We start from the raw sequence: 13,796 nt of genomic DNA on the forward strand, positions 1-13,796 counted from the left end.
GGCGGAGGCAATGGTGATGGCGGAGGCAGTACTAATACCACCCTTACCACCCTCGAAGCCCAAACACTCGAATACGACGATGAAGCGGGAGAACAAGATAGCGAGGAGGAAGCGTGTCTCCCTGCGGACCCCGCTTGTCGGCCAGATGAGGCCGGTCTCTTGGATGTCAGCGCGGTGCTGCCAGAGGTGTCTACTCGGTAACAGTCCGCAAAGGGTAGTGAAGCGACTAAGCGACTGGAGCAGAACCGCTTCTCTGCTATTGGCCATCGTGGTCACGGGCGTCTACGCCAACCCGCCTCCTTGTCCGCCCACTACGCCTTCACAAGCGTCTAGCGGAGGGCTCGCGGAGAGCTTGTTTAAACAAGGTCTTGAACACCACCGACAGGGAAGACTCGAAGCCGCCACTGCAACGTGGAAACGCGCGTTGCGCAAATTCGAACAGGCACACGATAGGCAGGGTTCGGCACGCACGCTCGGGAATCTCGGCATCGTATTAAAAGACCAAGGCCGATACCCGCAATCCCTGGATCACCACCGGCGGGCTCTCGCCATTCTGGAAGACCTGGGCGACCGTTCGGGCCAGGCCACGGTTTTGATTAATCTCGGCAATACCTACGAGAGTTTAGGCGAGTATTTCAAAGCGGAAGCGGCTTTTCTAACAGCGTTGAACACCGTGAAGGCGCTCGGCGATTCCGCCGACGAAGCCCTAGTCCGTAGCAACTTGGGCGGTATTTATGCTAAGACAGGCGAGTACGAAAAAGCGATCTCGCAATACCAAGAAAGCGTCGCGATTGCAAAGAGGATCAACGATCGCAGCGGAAAAGCTTACGCGCTGAATAACCTTGGCTCAGCGCATCATGTTCAAGGACACCTCCGAAAAGCGCTGCGCTATTATACGGAAAGCTTGGCTCTCGCAAGAGAAGTCCGCGATGCGCGCCTCCAGGCCGAGATTATAACCAACCTCGGGACGGCCGAAGAAGACCGGCGGCATTCTAAGCCGGCCATTCGGCATCACCAGGACGCGTTTAAGCTAGCGGCGCAGGTTGGGGATCGGCGTCTACAAGCCATCGCACTCAATAACCTCGGTCATGCCTATTTTGGTGCACGGGATTTTGCACAAGCCGAGCAGTCTCTCCGCAAGGCCGTCGCCTTATACGATTCGTTACGGCCGGGGCTTGCCGACAGTGCGAAGGTGTCGATCTTTGATACTCAGGTGCTGACTTACAATTTACTCCAGCAAGTATTAGTTGCCCGAAACAAACATAGTGACGCCCTCGAAGCTTCCGAACAAGGTCGGTCGCGGGTTTTCGTCGAGCAGCTAGCGCAAAGGTTATCATCGGGATCCGCGCCTGCGATCTCGCCACCAAGCATCAAACAAATCGCGCGGATAGCCCGCGAGCACCAAGCGACTTTAGTGGAATATTCGCTCATTCCAGAAGATGCATTTAAGGTTCAAGGTAAGCTTCGCGGGCGGGCGGGTACGCTCTACATCTGGGTCGTACAACCGGGTGGGGAAATAGGTTTTCGGTCTCTAGATCTGACGACTAAAAACGTCGCCCTTTCTGATTTCGTTGGACAGATGCGAAACGCGCTGGGGCTCCGCGGGCGAGGCGGTTCGGGGACGGATGGTCGGATCGCGACCGACGACGATGGTCATCCCTTGCGCGAGCTGCACGAGGTGCTGATCGATCCGATAGTCGATTTGTTACCGGCGGATCCCGCTGCGACGGTTGTTTTCATCCCGCACGAAACGTTGTTTCTGGTGCCTTTTCCCGCACTGGAAGATAACTCCGGCAGGTATCTCGTCGATCGCCATACCATTCTCACGGCACCCTCGATTCAACTCCTTGACTTGACACAGCAACGGCGGAAGCGGATCCGCAGTCTACATCTTGAAAGAGCACTCGTCGTGGGGAATCCGTCGCCTATGCCAAAGGTTTCGGCGTATCCCGACGAACCACCCATACAACTTGAACCCCTTCTTGGGAGCGAACAAGAGGCGATCGCTGTAGCGAGGATCTTAAATACAGAACCTGTGATTAATGCGAAAGCAACCAAAGCCTCGGTAATTTCCCGGATGGCCAAGGCGCGGATTATTCACTTAGCAACCCACGGAATACTGGATGATTTCCCCGGCAAAGATATGCCGGGTGCCGTGGCGCTTGCGCCCTCAGGCTCTGACGATGGCCTGTTGACGGCTGAAGAGATCCTAAATATGGAACTCAAAACTGAACTCGTAGTTTTAAGCGCGTGTGACACGGGCCGCGGCCATATTTCGGGCGATGGCGTCATTGGTCTCTCGCGATCGGTGATCGTAGCGGGTGCCCCGAGTGTTGTCGTCTCTCTATGGAAAGTCCCGGATACAGCGACGTCGGTACTCATGACGAGATTCTACGGATATTTGCGCGAGGGCCACGACAAATCCGTCGCGCTACGCCAAGCGATGCTGGATACTAAACAGCGCTACCCAAAGCCCCGCGACTGGGCGGCTTTCACTTTGGTCGGTGAAGCTCAATAGCTATTTTCCGATGCGAACGTTTTGTGAATGCCGTATTTTGCGCGAGCCCGGCTACGCATCCGCGCATGCCTGCCTTACATGATTATCAGACAGTATCCCCTTTACCACGCGTATTCCAAACCCACCTTGGCGGTGATCAATTCGTCCGTGTCAACCTCAACAGATATGAAGGGGTTCACGTGTTTGTTGATTTCGATGTCGTATTCCACGCCCGCCAGGACGGCGGAGGAGCCATCCTCGCCGTCGGCCGGGGAGGTGTTCCCGAAGACTTCCGCAAAGAAACTCAAGTTCTCGGTTACGCCATAATCGAGGGAGAAGGTATAGATGAACTGGTCCTTCAAGTCCTCTCCTGCCGGGGAGCCAAACGTTTCGTACTCAAGCTCCAGGTTCAAATCCAATTCGCCGAATTCCTTTCCGGAGATAACGGAAGCGGAATAGTCGGCCTTACCGGTGCCGATCTCCCGGTTGTCGGCGCTGGGGATTTTAACTTTCGCCGCCAGCACGACCGCCGGCCACGGGCCCTCCGCCCCGATGGCCAGATAGGCCACGGTGAAATCCGTGTCCCCGATTCCACTAGCGTCGGATTCATCCTCCGGCATCTGCCGCTCCCACAAGACCGGCTCCAGAAGAAGCTGAATGCGATCGCTCGGGGCATACTGAATCCCCGTTTCGAAGGTAATCGCCTTGCCGTCTCTGTCTTTTTCAAATTGTAATGCATTTTCGATGACCAGATTTCCCTCCTCGCGCACGATACGGGTGGTCCTGGCATCACGGGCAAGATCGGCCCATACCGGGATCGCCGCGAACACGGCGGCGCACATCGCGAAGCGATGCGCAAGTCGGCATTTCCCTTTCAATGTGTTGATCATTGCGCGGTGGAATATGGAGTCAGACATAAGTCAGACACGAATGGTAATTACTTAAGGCGGGAGTCCAAAATTTCCGTCATTCCCGTTTTCGGCTATCAATGCCTGTGGCCGCTCAGAGGGTTTGTGACCGCGCCTCTTTGGCGCCAGGGATGGCAGCAAGCCCGATTCGCGCTGCGCTCGCCACTTCGATAGGTGAGACGAGTAAAGACCTTCGCGCCGCAGCAAGGCGCCTACCTGCCCGGGCTCTGAACAGCGATCAAGGCCCTGCAGGATCCGTATCTTGTACTCGGCAGTGAATTGCCGGCGTTCAGCTTTCTCACTGACCTCCGGAACCGGATGCTGGCCGTTGCCAGGCGCATTCGGGTCCCGATCGCCCGGCTCTGAGCCTGCTTGATCCTTCCGGGACTTCGTTGCTCATGATCGGATTGCCAGCGTGAAACGGCTTCTCGAACTGCCCTCGCGAGAAGGAACAAAAAGCGACCCGGCGGCGGCCGCGGGCTACGGAGCCGGCGGGGCGTGGACGCCGAGCTCCAAGGCAATAGCTTGACCACCTTCAGCAGGACATCTCTTAGCGGGATAACCGTCGCGACCACCGGCACCATGGGGATGAGCTCCGCGATCGCCAGCGGAATGATGGATCGCCTGGTGAATGGCACTATCGCCATCGTGCGCACGCGCTCGGCGCATTGGCTGAGGTCGGTGAGTGCGGAAAAATCCGGGCATTTCAGAACCTCGGCGTCGATGTGCCTACCTGGACCTAACCACTTGGCGGCCACCGTGCGCCCGACATGGGACATGAACGTGTCATACTTGCGCATACCCTCTCGACGGGCAGGGAGCGTTGGGATTGTGAAAGGCATTGCGACCCTGGCCCTTTAAATCCCTTTAGTTCCACTCTCCTCGAGCTTAACCAGGAGATCGAGGCCCCATGGTCACAGGTCCTCCGAACCGAGACCTCTCATCCTTGGCGAGGTACGGCGGGGGCGATCTTTTCCGCTTCCAGCACCCACCCGCCGCCCATGGCTTTGTAGACGTTGACGAGCTGGGTGAGGCTTTCAGCTTGGATCTGGGCATGTTGAAGCTCAGCGTCGAACAGATCGTTCTGAGCGACCAAAACCTCGAGATAGCCCGTCACGCCCTCGTCGAACCGCTGTTGGGAGAGCCGCGCAAAATCCTTGAGTGCGGCAACACGTAGGCCGCGCGCTATGAGCTCCTCGCGGCTCTTCTGCGTGCCGATGAGCGCATCGTTCACCTCCCGAAACGCGCCTTGGATCGTCTGCCGATAGCGTTCGACGGCCTGCCGTTGCGCGGCCTCGACCGCCTGGACCTGGCCCTCGATGTTGCCGAAGGTGAAGAGCGGCGCCGCGGCCGCGGCGCTCAGTACCCAGATGCTCGCCGGTCCGGTGAACAAGTTCGAGAGCGAGGCACTGGCGGTGCCCAGCAGGCTCGTAAGCGAGATCGTGGGGAAGTAGAACGACCGGGCGACGCCGATCTGGGCGTTGGCCGCGATGAGATCCTGCTCGGCGGCACCGATGTCGGGCCGGCGTTCGAGGAGTGCCGAAGGCAGCCCGGCCGGGATCCCGGGTATAGCGAGTTGGGCTAGCGCTCGGCCTCGGACGATCGGGGCGGGGTTGCGGCCGAGCAGGATCGAGAGCAGATTCTCCTGCAGCGCGATCTGGCGCTCAAAAGCGGGGATCGCGGCAAGGGCCTCTTGATACTGCGACTGTATCTGGGCGACGTCGACTTGAGCGACGATCCCCTCCTTGAAGCGCAGGTCGAAGATCCGCTTGGTCTTACCGTAGTTGCGGCCGGTGGCGCGTGCGATCTCGAGCTGGCGGTCGAGCGCCCGGAGCACGATGTAGCTCGAGGCCACATTGGTCACCACCGAGAGGATCACCGCACGGCGTGTGTCCTCGGCCGCCAGCACCTGCGCCTGGGCCGCTTCGGTGGCGCGCCGGATGCGACCGAAGATATCGATCTCCCAGCTCGCGTTGACCTGGGCCTCGTAGAAGCCGAAGGGATTGCTGAGGTTCGAGGGGAACGCGCCGGGACCGGTCTCGGAATCGCGCTGGCCACCCCCGGCCACCGCAGCGCCGATCTGCGGGAAGAATCCGGAGCGCGCCGTTTTGAGCTGGCCGAGGAACTGTTCCACACGCGCCGCGCCGATGCGAACGTCGTAGTTCTCGAGGAGCGCGGTCGCGATGAGTTGGGTCAGCACCGGATCGCCGAACTGCTCCCACCAGCGGGTGTCGGCCATCCCCGCCGCCTCCTGGTAGCCGACCCGCCATGCCTGCGGGGTATCGACCTCCGGACGCACGTAATCGGGGCCAACGGCAGCGCACCCCGACAGCAAGGTTGCAAGGGAACAGACAAGCGCGAATCGCCACATCTTAGTCATCCTCCGGCTTGGCATGCGGTGCGGCTGCCGCGGGCGCACTTGCTGCGACCTCGCTGCTCAGGGCGCGACGGTCGAACAGGCCGGTGAGGCCTTTCTAACAGCACGAAGAAGAGCGGCACGAAAAAGTTCGCGATCACTGTCGAGGCGAGCATGCCACGATGATGCCGGTGCCGATGGCGTGCAGGCTATTCGCGCCCGGACCGGTGGCTATCGCAAGCGGTACCGTGCCTAGTGATGGCAGGCAATACCTCGGACAAGACCACGCTCAAGGATTTTCTGAAAAAGATCGAAACGCAATACGGCCAGTCCGAGCGCAGCTGGGTGATAGATCGCGGGATCCCCACCAAAGAGAGCTCGCCCTGATGCGCCGAGCCGAGGTATGTTTCCTTAATGAAGTTCACCGAAAATATAGTTTTGCCAACTGACCATGCGCAGCAGAATCTTGCGTATGAGTGCCACATGATGCACATGTTTTGTATAGATGGCCGCGGATCCAATAACACCAGCCGGTAGCTGGTATGCCGATACGTCGTCCTCCAGTTTGATGACTACCGGTACGCGACCGGGCATCGGCACGGATTCGACGGTCCCCAGTGTGCCGCTCGTTTGCAACTGGCCCTCCGCCAACACCGGCAAGATGCGGTCTACATGCCCTTTAAACACCCGCCCCGGCACGGCCCTATAAATCACTTCCACCTCGTCACCCGGTTTGAGACGCTGCAGCGAGTTCTGCCAGAAGGCACCCACCAGGGCGCGGTCATTGGGAGCGGTAGTGTGGATAAATGTCATTGCCGGCCGCAGCGGCAATGGCACCGCCATCATGCCAGGTCGCAGGAGAAGTTGTGTAACGAAGCCGTCAGTGGGCGCGCGCACGGTAGTCTGATCGAGGTCCCAGCGCGCGCGGTCGAGCTCAGCAGTAATCTGGCGGACTTTGGGATTGACCCCTCCGCTCTCCGCCTCGAAGGCAAGTCGCCCCTCGCGTTCCTGGGCTTCCGCGCTACGCAACTGCTCGCGCGCCGCCTGTACCCGGTCACCACCGGATTCGAGCTTCTCCGCTGCCTGCCGCTCCGCCGCCTGGGCTTGACTGAGTTGCGCCTGGGCACTTTCGAAATTCCGCTTCGCCCTGTCAAAATCCATCTGGGCGACCGCGTCTGTCGATAACAACCGCTGATACCGATCGTACTGTTCGCGCGCGAGTTCAAGCTGCGCTTGCATTTGCACGACCGCTGCCCTTGCCTGTTCCAACGCCTCACGTGCCTGACGGCCATATTCAGACTCGGAGGTCAAGATGTTGGAACGGGCCTGGGCTGTCGCCGCTTCGGCCGCCCGCAGACGTTCCTCAAGCTGCGCAGCACCTGACTTGGCGTCCGCCAATGCTGCCTCAAGCCGGTCTACTTCATACTGGTAGGGCGCCGGGTCGATACGGAATAACACATCGCCCTCCTTCAACGGCTGGTTGGCCTCCACTGGCACCTCGATCACCTGGCCCTGCACATCGGGCACGATGGGTGTCGTGACAAAGTACTCGCGCACCAGTGTAGTATAGGGATGGTTGTAATTCATCACCACCAGGGTCCCGGCGATGAGCACCACGCCACCGAGGATTGCCGTAGGCACCGTCCATTTGTTCAGGGGGAGCTTGAAGATCTTGAACACCGCCCAGCAGAAGGCCGTGTAGGTCATTATCATCAACATTTCCATGCTAAACCTCCTGCGCAGGCGTTCTGCCTTCGAGTGCCGTCAGGCGGGCATCCGGCGCCTTGACCTGCTTAAACGACTTGCCTTCGAGCACCGCTAAACGGGTTTCCAGGGTCTCGTTCCCTCCGGAGGTTTGCCTTCGAGTGCCGCTAACCGCGCCTCCAGGTCCGCAATACGAGTATCCAGCGTTTTAGTTTGTCCGCTCTCCGCGGCGAAACCGTACCCGCGCTCAGGCCTGTAAATAGTGGCCCAAATCCACAGGAACGGCCAGATAGTGTGCAGTGTCATCAGGCTCACCCATCCCGCCACGTGGATAGCGTCTTGATGGGGATGGTTGCGCTTCTTGGCAATCTCGTAGGGAATATCGTGGATGCCAATGATCAGATAGAAAGTGACGAGGGCGCCGAAGATCAAAAAGCCCAATGCCAGGTAGTCAAGAAACACGGCTCGATATCCTCCACATACACATTTTCAGGGGTTTATGTTTTGAAATTACATTGGCGTTCTCGGCGGCCAGCGGCTTTATCCGCTTATAACTCGCCCGTGCCGTCCAGGATCGCGCCTGCTGCTGGCCGAGCGCAGCCTTGGCCACCTTGAGCTTGGCCTCGAAGGGCTTCCGGTCCATCAGAAAAAGCGTCTGCCCGGCCTTGACGATCCTCCCCCGCTGCGCTTGGTGTTAATGCGACGCCTTTTCGTTCTCCAGCGCCTTATCCGTGATCTCCTTGTAGAGGTTCATCATGCGTGCCACCAAGTCCTGATATTCGGGGTGTTGGGCCACAAGCGTCTTGACGTTGCTGGCATCAGCAAACACTTCTTCCAGGAAGCCGATATCAAATTCGTCCAGCACTTCGCCGCGATCGACCTTGTCCTTTAGGACAAGCGCTCTTGGAAGCCTCTGTGTCTCCAGCCTTTGCAGAAGGACGGTGATTAGACCCAGATCCTGTGACGATTCACTCATGTCTTCCTCCTGTGGTCCCCGGCGAATATAAAGAGAATTTGACGGTCCGTGCCATCGAGGGCACGCTCGGTGGCCGCATCGACCAGGCGCTCAGGGTACTGCCTATCTATAGCGGGAGCGCCGCCGAAAATCGAATGAAACAGCCGTAACACCTGTCCCTCTGTGGCCTAAATCAATATTGCTCCGGGATCCAGCGGCGCTGTTCCATCGCCCCCACATCGTCGTAGGCGCCCTTCTTGGAGCGCTGCGGCATCCGCACCCTGGGGCGTGGCACGGGCTCGTAGGGGACCTGGCTCAGGAGGTGCGCGATGCAGGTGAGCCGCGCGCGGCGCTTGTTATCTGAATGCACGATGTTCCAGGGTGCATAGTCAGTGTCGGTGGCGTCGAGCATCAAATCGCGGGCGCGCGAGTAGGCGTACCAGCGCCGACGCGACTCCAGATCAGTCGGCGAGAGCTTCCACTGCCGCACGGGGTCCTCGATGCGCGCCTCGAAACGTCGCCGCTGCTCCTCATTATCCACCTCAAGCCAGTACTTCAAGAGGCGGATGCCGTTGTCCACGATATGGCGCTCGAACTCCGGGCAGACGGTGAGGAACTTCCCGTGTTGCTTCGCGGTGCAGAAGCCGAGCACGAACTCGATGCCGGCCCGGTTGTACCAGCTCCGATCGAAGATCACGATCTCCCCGGCCGCGGGGAAATGCTTGAGATAGCGCTGGACGTACATCTGGCTCTTCTCCCGGTCCGAGGGCGCGGGCAGTGCGACGACGCGAAAGATGCGCGGGCTGACACGCTCGGTGATCGCCTTGATGGTGCCGCCCTTGCCGGCCGCATCGCGGCCTTCGAAGACGAGGACGATCCGCTGGCCCGTATGCCTCACCCAGTCCTGCAGCGCGCACAGCTCGGCCTGGAGCCGCTGCAACTCCTTCTCGTAATCCTTGCGCTTGAGCTTAGACTCCGCGCGCTCGGTGCGGGATCGGCCTTCGGCTTTCATCGTGTTCTTGGTCGGGCTACTCTTCTTCATGTGGATCTCCTGCCGCCAGCATCAGCCGTTGTCACCTGGGTCCACCGATTGCTCACTGCGCCGCTGGTTATCGAAAAATGCGCGGAAGGACCGATCCGGCACCTCTATGGCCGGGATCCCGTCGGTGCGCCTCTCACGCGCGTGCATCGCCTCGACAGCCGCTCGCACCGAGGGGAACACGTTCTCCCGCCCCACCCGCAGAGCGATGCCCGTGGTCTCGCCGTAGCGGCGCATGTAGAGGTTGGGTCGCGCCACCAGCAACTGGATCCCTTCGGCTTTCAACTCCGAGTGTATCACGTCCAGGGCCTGGATGCCGCTCGTGTCGACCTGGGTGACAGCACGAACCACCAGGAGGCTGATCACGGTCGTCCTGAACGGACGTATGGCTTCGATCCAGGCGTCTATTCAATGCGGAGATCGATCAGGTGCATTGACCAATGCAGTGGAGCGAGCTTACTCTGATTTCTGAGAATACCCTTGGGTAAGCTTTCCGAAGCATCCAACGTGGAGATCAGGACCATGAAAAACCGCATTCGACTTCTGACCGCAGCCGCTGCCATCGCCGGCACCGGTAGCGTCTGGGCCGGCGAGCTCGGCCACTACGGGCCCGGCATGATGAACATACGTGATTTCGTCGTTCCTGAGCCCGGGTTCTATGGCCTCCTCTACAACTATTTCTACAGTACGGACACGTTGAAGAACCGCAACGGCGACGAGGTCCGTACCCTTTCGCGCACAGGGCCGCTGGGCACGACTCGCACCGTGACCGTTGATCCCGATATCGATGTCTACGCGCTCGTTCCCACCTTTGTGTGGGTGAGTCCCTGGCAAGTGCTGGGCGCGCGCTATGCCGCCTACATCGCACCTCCCTTTGCGGATAACAGCGCACAGGTCAATTTGAGACTGGCGCGTGAGGGCACGTTCCTTGACCGGGAGTTCAGCGCGAGCCTGGAAGCCGACACGGACTTCGGCTTCGGCGATCTGTTCGTCCAGCCGGTATGGTTGGGATGGGGCGGCAAGCACTATGACGTCGCGGCCGGCTATGGCTTCTATGCCCCGACGGGGGACGACGGGCTCAGCCTCGAGTTCTGGGAGCATCAGTTGCAGGTCGCCGGGACCTGGTACCCATTTGACCAGCGCGGGACGGCGATCATGCTGGCGGGCACCTTCGAGATCAACCACGAGAGGGAGGATGCGGACATCACTCCGGGGGAACGTTTCACCCTCAACTGGGGAGTCAGTCAATACCTACCGCTCAATAAAGGGCAGACCTGGCTTGCGGAAATCGGGACGAGCGGCTACAGCCAGTGGCAGGTCGAAGAGGACTCCGGATCCGATGTGCCGCAGATCCGCAACGTGCAACTCAATGCGAAAGACGAGGTCCACGCCGCGGGCCTCCAAGCGGGGCTCACGTTCGTGCCGTGGAAGGCCGCGCTGACAGTTCGCTACCAGTGGGAATTCGATGCCGAGGCGCGGTTTGAAGGAGAAAACCTCGTGGTGACCCTCGCGAAGGGATTCTGATCCCCGTTGTTACCCGTCGTCGCACGCTGCGCCGATGGATGTCACGATCCGCGTGCGGTGGGGCCGCGTGCCTCAGACCCACGCGCCTATAGAACATGAGCAGCAGCCTGCATAACCACTCGCTGAGCCAGACAGGCCGGTCCGCCCGATCGACCGTGTTGCGACCCGCCGTCGTGGCGAACCTCCCCGAACTCCCGTGCGAGGAGATCGCGTACTAGCGGGGGCGAATCGGCCGGTTCCCATCTGCGCGGTTTCGTTCCTCAACCCAGCCTGTCATCGACGCCGGGCCGCGCAGAGTATACCCATCGCCTCGTGCTTACTTGCTGAGGGTTTGGAACGTCCCGACAAATTTGGCGGTGGGATTGCTCAGGCAGTATTCGCGCACCTTGTCGGTGATGGCCGCGTTCTTGTCGAGATCCAGCGTCGTGCGATTTGCCTTGCCGTTGATGTAGCCGTGCATGTAGGCCATTGAGAGCTCACGCCCGCGATCATCGGCGCCCATGATCTCCTTACAGGTCACAGTCGAAAGATCGCGCACCGACTCGGAAGTCTGCGCGCCCGCGACGGTCGAGAGAGTCATGAGCGCAATACCTGGCCAAAATCCACGCATAGCTGTTCTCCTATGAGTTGTAGAGTGAGATGATTTAGAGCGAACGAGGCTCGCACAGGGTTCCCGAATGGGGTGTCACACACCGCCGACGCAATGGCGGTAACGGCATACCGGTGTCGCACGCGTCCTTACTGGCCACCTTGCATGCAGTAATTGTACGCGTCATTATACACTCGGCTCTTAGCCCCCTGATTGCGGGCCCCGCCCGCCACACCACCGACGATAGAACCGATGGCGGCGCCCTTGCCCGCGTCGCCGGCGATGGCCCCGAACAAGGCCCCACCGGCCGCCCCACGTAACCCCCCACGCACCAATCCTGAACCGGTGGGTGCCGCATACTGCGCCTCACGCTGTGCGTAATCCGAGCAGTACGCCGGCGATGCAGCTTGGGCCGCCGCCGTTAGGGCGAGCCCACAGAGTACTACCCCGAGCGCGCTGATTCGTTTCATTCCTGACCTCTGTCTGACGAAAAGCTGGACGTTATTCGGGGCTCAGTGAATGCCGGAACAAGGATGGCACGCTGCTCTAGCAAAACCGCCCCGGGAGTCCAGCCCATTCTTAGTTGGAATTCGGAGTGCCCCTTGATTATGTTGCCCGTTGAATCTTGCCTTCTGCCGTTTTGATCTTCAGTTCTCGTTGCAATGCGTCGCGAAGTTTCGGCAAATGCCGGCGGTAAATTCCCCACCAGGACTCTTATCGTCAATCGCGTCGTTATTCCCCCGTCACTAACGATAGCTTCCTTTGACCTCGAGATGTACCGAAATCTTACTCCGAGCGGTCTGAAATAGATACCTCCTTAGGACACGTTGCATGGGCCTCTCCTGCGGCTTGCCCCTGCCCGAGACGATGAAGGTCTTGAAGCCGTTCGCGCGCAGGTACGTGACCGGCTCCAGCATGGGTTCATAGACCATCTCGGTTTAGAGACGGCCGGTTTTCGGATGCTTCGCCGTCCTGGTCCAATCGCGGACGATGTCCGCAAACTCCTCGGTCGTCATGCCCGCATGCCGCGCGGGTGTCGCGGACGCCTTTTGACCGCCTGAGAGCCGAGACCGAGGAGGTCATTCGACGCTCCTCGTCACGGCAGTCGCAACGGACTCGCCGCGGGCGATTGGGGCGGAGCGCATTTGACCATGATTTCTGACCATGTTAGCGTGCTCTCCATGGAGAGCATCCCGGTGTCAAAGTTCAAAGCAACCTGCCTTGCGGTTCTCCAGCGTGTGAAACGCACCGGACGGCCCGTGTTGATCACACGCTTCGGCCAGCCGGTCGCCGAGGTGATTCCGCCACAACGGCGAGCCTCCCGGTCGGATTGGCTCGGTGCCATGGCGGGGCGCGTCGAGATCTCCGGCGATGTCGTCGGGCCAGCCGTCGACGCGAGGATCTGGGCGGCGATGAGGCGTTGAAGCTGCTGCTCGACACGCATATCTGGCTCTGGAGCCTCGCTGAGCCCGGCAGGCTGAGCAAGCGCGTAACAGCGGCTGTCACCCGGGCCGAGAACGAGCTCTGGGTCTCGCCGATCAGCGTCTGGGAGCTTTTGGTCCTGGCGGAGCGCGGCCGCGTGAAGCTGGATGATGAGCCTCGCAGATGGGTCGCGGACGCGCTCGCCAGTACTCCGGCGCAAGAAGCCATTTTGACCTTTGAGGTGGCGATTCGCAGCCGCGAGGTAATGCTCGCACACCCCGACCCGAGCGACCGTTTCCTGGTGGCCACCGCGCTGGTGTACGACCTTACCCTCGTCACGGCGGACGACTCGCTCATCGAAGCCAAGCTCTGTCCGGTCCTGGCGAACCGCTAGCCGCGCTGACGGGGCTCGGTCCGTGACCCAGGTCGCGAGCAGTGCGGCGGAGCGCGCTCCCTTAGTTATAAATTCACTAGGGTGCGAATGCCCAAGACCTAGGCCGTATCGGTCCTCGGCAGGGCGGAATCGATGAGCTGTGCATCGCGCGTGACGATGCAGAGGGAACATGTTTTTCTTTTCATACGGATACCCTCTGTATAAGCAGTAGTGTGAAATCCGGCGGACACAACGGCTCTTAGATGACGAACTCTATGGAGCGTGCTGAGGGCTGTCAAGCGGTCTGTGGATATACAAATGTGGAGATATTGTGAAAAACCTGATGTGCGACTTTTTCGAACCGGATCCATTGGAGCCCGGTCCTCGGGGTCCGGAAAGCTGCGGGCGATCGCGTGGCCCGCGACGACA

The 13,796-nt window shown here is 60.1% G+C and carries 15 protein-coding genes and 4 pseudogenes; 4 read left to right on the top strand and 15 right to left on the bottom strand.

Annotated features, from left to right (window positions below; translation table 11 throughout):
• A partial coding sequence (locus tag M3436_04515) for a hypothetical protein (GenBank protein ID MDQ3563424.1) occupies window positions 1–267 on the bottom strand: 267 nt, incomplete at its 3' end.
• A gap of 157 nt (window positions 268–424) precedes the next feature.
• On the opposite strand from M3436_04515, the gene M3436_04520 reads away from it, so the two are divergent.
• The gene (locus M3436_04520; GenBank protein ID MDQ3563425.1) at window positions 425–2,518 is read left to right on the top strand and encodes a CHAT domain-containing tetratricopeptide repeat protein; all 2,094 of its coding nucleotides are present in this window, start codon (window positions 425–427) and stop codon (window positions 2,516–2,518) included.
• A 101-nt stretch (window positions 2,519–2,619) separates the two neighbouring features.
• Here M3436_04520 and M3436_04525 read toward each other — a convergent pair whose 3' ends face one another.
• From M3436_04525 to M3436_04575, 11 genes and pseudogenes are all read right to left on the bottom strand, one after another.
• Window positions 2,620–3,414, bottom strand: coding sequence for a transporter (locus M3436_04525; protein MDQ3563426.1), 795 nt, complete (start codon window positions 3,412–3,414; stop codon window positions 2,620–2,622).
• Between the two features lie 99 nt (window positions 3,415–3,513).
• Window positions 3,514–3,714 (bottom strand): annotated as a pseudogene (locus M3436_04530) (IS3 family transposase).
• The gene (locus M3436_04535) at window positions 3,618–4,247 is read right to left on the bottom strand and encodes a hypothetical protein (GenBank protein MDQ3563427.1); all 630 of its coding nucleotides are present in this window, start codon (window positions 4,245–4,247) and stop codon (window positions 3,618–3,620) included. The pseudogene M3436_04530 and the gene M3436_04535 overlap by 97 nt, the downstream one beginning before the upstream one ends.
• 98 nt (window positions 4,248–4,345) lie before the next feature.
• Entirely contained in the window at window positions 4,346–5,776 is a 1,431-nt protein-coding gene (locus tag M3436_04540) for an efflux transporter outer membrane subunit (protein ID MDQ3563428.1), read from the bottom strand.
• 5 nt (window positions 5,777–5,781) lie between these two features.
• Window positions 5,782–6,017, bottom strand: a pseudogene (locus M3436_04545) (efflux RND transporter permease subunit).
• A gap of 155 nt (window positions 6,018–6,172) precedes the next feature.
• Window positions 6,173–7,486, bottom strand: coding sequence for an HlyD family secretion protein (locus M3436_04550; protein ID MDQ3563429.1), 1,314 nt, complete (start codon window positions 7,484–7,486; stop codon window positions 6,173–6,175).
• 93 nt (window positions 7,487–7,579) lie between these two features.
• Complete coding sequence (locus M3436_04555) at window positions 7,580–7,927, bottom strand: DUF3302 domain-containing protein (protein MDQ3563430.1); 348 nt, start codon at window positions 7,925–7,927, stop codon at window positions 7,580–7,582.
• A gap of 55 nt (window positions 7,928–7,982) precedes the next feature.
• Window positions 7,983–8,144, bottom strand: a pseudogene (locus M3436_04560) (efflux transporter periplasmic adaptor subunit).
• 15 nt (window positions 8,145–8,159) lie between these two features.
• Window positions 8,160–8,441, bottom strand: coding sequence for a hypothetical protein (locus tag M3436_04565; GenBank protein MDQ3563431.1), 282 nt, complete (start codon window positions 8,439–8,441; stop codon window positions 8,160–8,162).
• 172 nt (window positions 8,442–8,613) lie between these two features.
• Window positions 8,614–9,432, bottom strand: coding sequence for a polyphosphate kinase 2 (gene ppk2 / locus M3436_04570; GenBank protein ID MDQ3563432.1), 819 nt, complete (start codon window positions 9,430–9,432; stop codon window positions 8,614–8,616).
• A gap of 51 nt (window positions 9,433–9,483) precedes the next feature.
• Window positions 9,484–9,825 carry an STAS domain-containing protein gene (locus tag M3436_04575; GenBank protein MDQ3563433.1) on the bottom strand — a complete coding sequence of 114 codons (342 nt, stop codon included), beginning with the start codon at window positions 9,823–9,825 and terminating at the stop codon, window positions 9,484–9,486.
• 156 nt (window positions 9,826–9,981) lie between these two features.
• On the opposite strand from M3436_04575, the gene M3436_04580 reads away from it, so the two are divergent.
• Entirely contained in the window at window positions 9,982–10,983 is a 1,002-nt protein-coding gene (locus tag M3436_04580; GenBank protein MDQ3563434.1) for a transporter, read from the top strand.
• Between the two features lie 316 nt (window positions 10,984–11,299).
• Here the strand turns inward: M3436_04580 and M3436_04585 are convergent, their stop codons facing one another.
• The 3 genes and pseudogenes from M3436_04585 to M3436_04595 form a co-directional block, all read right to left on the bottom strand.
• Window positions 11,300–11,563, bottom strand: coding sequence for an HdeA family protein (locus M3436_04585; protein ID MDQ3563435.1), 264 nt, complete (start codon window positions 11,561–11,563; stop codon window positions 11,300–11,302).
• 158 nt (window positions 11,564–11,721) lie between these two features.
• Window positions 11,722–12,042, bottom strand: a complete 321-nt coding sequence (locus M3436_04590) for a glycine zipper family protein (protein ID MDQ3563436.1) — start codon at window positions 12,040–12,042, stop codon at window positions 11,722–11,724.
• A 381-nt stretch (window positions 12,043–12,423) separates the two neighbouring features.
• A pseudogene (locus tag M3436_04595) lies at window positions 12,424–12,642 on the bottom strand (haloacid dehalogenase-like hydrolase).
• 81 nt (window positions 12,643–12,723) lie between these two features.
• Here M3436_04595 and M3436_04600 point away from each other — a divergent pair.
• Together M3436_04600 and M3436_04605 are read left to right on the top strand one after the other, a co-directional pair.
• A complete protein-coding gene (locus tag M3436_04600; GenBank protein ID MDQ3563437.1) occupies window positions 12,724–12,996 on the top strand; it encodes a type II toxin-antitoxin system prevent-host-death family antitoxin in 273 nt (90 codons plus the stop codon).
• A complete protein-coding gene (locus tag M3436_04605; GenBank protein ID MDQ3563438.1) occupies window positions 12,993–13,388 on the top strand; it encodes a type II toxin-antitoxin system VapC family toxin in 396 nt (131 codons plus the stop codon). Before M3436_04600 ends, M3436_04605 begins: the two co-directional genes overlap by 4 nt.
• Window positions 13,389–13,796 lie beyond the last annotated feature (408 nt).

Source organism: Pseudomonadota bacterium, assembly GCA_030859565.1.
In the GTDB taxonomy this organism is placed as follows: Bacteria; Pseudomonadota; Gammaproteobacteria; order JACCXJ01; family JACCXJ01; genus USCg-Taylor.

What these genes read in the sequence shown, in the direction of transcription:
- M3436_04540 (MDQ3563428.1), bottom strand. Translation starts at nt 5,776, where the DNA reads ATGTGGCGATTCGCGCTTGTCTGTTCCCTTGCAACCTTGCTGTCGGGG.
- M3436_04535 (MDQ3563427.1), bottom strand. Translation starts at nt 4,247, where the DNA reads ATGCCTTTCACAATCCCAACGCTCCCTGCCCGTCGAGAGGGTATGCGC.
- ppk2 (MDQ3563432.1), bottom strand. Translation starts at nt 9,432, where the DNA reads ATGAAAGCCGAAGGCCGATCCCGCACCGAGCGCGCGGAGTCTAAGCTC.
- M3436_04525 (MDQ3563426.1), bottom strand. Translation starts at nt 3,414, where the DNA reads ATGTCTGACTCCATATTCCACCGCGCAATGATCAACACATTGAAAGGG.
- M3436_04550 (MDQ3563429.1), bottom strand. Translation starts at nt 7,486, where the DNA reads ATGGAAATGTTGATGATAATGACCTACACGGCCTTCTGCTGGGCGGTG.
- M3436_04580 (MDQ3563434.1), top strand. Translation starts at nt 9,982, where the DNA reads ATGAAAAACCGCATTCGACTTCTGACCGCAGCCGCTGCCATCGCCGGC.
- M3436_04600 (MDQ3563437.1), top strand. Translation starts at nt 12,724, where the DNA reads ATGATTTCTGACCATGTTAGCGTGCTCTCCATGGAGAGCATCCCGGTG.
- M3436_04590 (MDQ3563436.1), bottom strand. Translation starts at nt 12,042, where the DNA reads ATGAAACGAATCAGCGCGCTCGGGGTAGTACTCTGTGGGCTCGCCCTA.
- M3436_04565 (MDQ3563431.1), bottom strand. Translation starts at nt 8,441, where the DNA reads ATGAGTGAATCGTCACAGGATCTGGGTCTAATCACCGTCCTTCTGCAA.
- M3436_04585 (MDQ3563435.1), bottom strand. Translation starts at nt 11,563, where the DNA reads ATGACTCTCTCGACCGTCGCGGGCGCGCAGACTTCCGAGTCGGTGCGC.